This is a genomic window from Streptomyces sp. WM6386, assembly GCF_000972385.1.
Classification (GTDB): Bacteria; Actinomycetota; Actinomycetes; order Streptomycetales; family Streptomycetaceae; genus Streptomyces.
The window spans coordinates 1-2,080 of sequence record NZ_JXTE01000162.1; the positions used below are offsets into that span (position 1 = coordinate 1).

Sequence of the window (2,080 nt, forward strand, 5' to 3'; positions counted from 1 at the left end):
GGCGTACTCCCTGCGGATCGCCATCAGGCCGGGCATCTCGTGCTCGGCGAGGGTGATCTCCTTGCGGCCGAACTCGGCGAGGGAGAGGTCGGCGACCTTGAAGTCCGTGAAGTCAGCGCTGGGCTGCGAGGGCATGCTGGGCACTCCTTGAGTTCGTCACGTTGCGGTGGATTTCGAGCGTCGCCGTCGAGCGGTTCAGCGTGATGTAGTGCAGCCCCGGGGCGCCTTCGGCGAGGAGCCGCTCGGCCATCGCGGTGGCGTACTCGACGCCGATGCGGTGGCCGTCCGCGGGGTTGTCGCGTACCGCGTCCAGGCGGTGCGCGAGGTCCTCGGGGAAGGCGGCTCCGCTGAGCTCGGCGAAGCGGGGGATCTGGCGTACGTCGGTGGCCGGCATGATCTCCGGGATGATCGGGGGGTCGCAGCCCGCGGCGACCACCCGGTCGCGCAGCCGCAGATAGTCCTCGACGTCGAAGAACATCTGGGTGACGGCGTAGTCGGCGCCCGCCCTGCACTTGGCGACGAAGTGCCGGATCTCGCTGTCCCAGTCCGCCGAGCGCGGATGGCGCTCCGGGAAGGCGGCCACACCGACGCTGAACTCTCCCGACTCCTTGACCAGACGCACCAGTTCATCGGCGTGGGTGAAGCCGGCGGGGTGCGGGATCCAGGGGGCGTTCGGGTCGCCGGGCGGGTCCCCGCGCAGGGCGAGGACGTCCCGGACGCCGGCATCTGCGTACTGGCCGATGATGTGCCGCAGCTCCGCCACCGAGTGGCCGACCGCGGTCAGATGGGCGACGGGGCGCAGGGTCGTGTCGGTCGCGATCCGTTTGGTCACCTCGACGGTGCGGTCCCGGGAGGAGCCGCCGGCCCCGTAGGTGGCCGAGACGAAGCTCGGTGCGAGCGGCTCGATCCGGCGGATCGCCTCCCACAGGGTCCGCTCCCCCTTGGCCGTCTTCGGCGGGAAGAACTCGAAGGAGAACGACGGGGTCCCTCCGTCGAGGATGTCGCGCAGGGTGGTCATTCCCGGCCTCCGGCGTTGAAGTAGCTGGCCTCGGGGTGGTGCAGGACGATCGCGTCCGTGGACTGCTCGGGGTGCAGCTGGAACTCCTCGGACAGGTGGACGCCGATGCGCTCCGGCCTCAGCAGGTCGGCGATCTTCGCGCGGTCCTCCAGGTCGGGGCAGGCCGGGTAGCCGAGGGAGTAGCGGCAGCCCTGGTACTCGGTGCGGAACATGCCGTCCAGCGAGCCCGGGTCACCGGCGGCGATACCGAGTTCGTCGCGCACGCGGGCGTGCCAGTACTCGGCGAGGGCCTCGGCCAACTGCACGGACAGGCCGTGCAGTTCGAGGTAGTCGCGGTAGGCGTCGGCCTCGAAGAGCTTGGCCGTCTCCTCGCCGATGCGGGAGCCGACGGTGACGACCTGGAGGCCGACGACGTCCGTCTCCCCCGACTCCTCCGGTCGGAAGAAGTCGGCGAGGCACAGTCCGCGGCCGCGGCGCTGGCGCGGGAAGGAGAAGCGGGTCAGTTCGGACCGGTTCTCGTCGAGCAGGATCAGGTCGTCGCCTTTGGAGACAGCGCGGAAGTAGCCGTGTACGACGGCCGCTTCGAGCAGGTTCTCCGTCTGGAGCCGGTCGAGCCAGCCGCGCAGCCGGGGCCGTCCCTCGGTCTCGACGAGCTCCTCGTACGTCGGCCCGTCGCCCTTGCGGGTCTGCTTCAGCCCCCACTGGCCCTTGAAGAGGGCGCCCTCGTCGAGCCAGGACGCGTACTCCTTGAGCTGGATGCCCTTGACGACACGGGTGCCCCAGAACGGGGGCGTGGGCACGGCGTTGTCGACGGCGACATCGGAGCGTCCCCGTTCGGGGCTCTCGGCCACGGCGACGGACGCGGTCGCGGTGCTCTTGACCCGTCGCTGCTTCAGCTCGGGCAGCTTGGCGCCGGGGACACCCCGTTTGACGGCGATGAGCGCGTCCATGAGGCGCAGGCCCTCGAAGGCGTCGCGGGCGTAGCGGACTTCGCCCTCGTAGATCTCGTGCAGGTCCTGCTCGACATACGCGCGCGTCAGGGCCGCGCCGCCCAGAATCACG

3 protein-coding genes are annotated in these 2,080 nt (G+C 70.5%); all 3 read right to left on the minus strand.

The features are described from left to right. Positions 1 to 135 (minus strand): adenosylhomocysteinase (locus tag TN53_RS46155; RefSeq protein ID WP_159038255.1); only part of this gene is annotated, 135 nt, incomplete at its 3' end. Then, a complete protein-coding gene (gene metF, locus TN53_RS40320) occupies positions 113 to 1,018 on the minus strand; it encodes a methylenetetrahydrofolate reductase [NAD(P)H] (protein ID WP_046263842.1) in 906 nt (301 codons plus the stop codon). The genes metF and TN53_RS46155, both read right to left, overlap by 23 nt. Continuing rightward, positions 1,015 to 2,080: vitamin B12 dependent-methionine synthase activation domain-containing protein (locus TN53_RS40325; protein WP_046263843.1), on the minus strand; the 1,066-nt coding region annotated here is incomplete at its 5' end. The genes TN53_RS40325 and metF, both read right to left, overlap by 4 nt.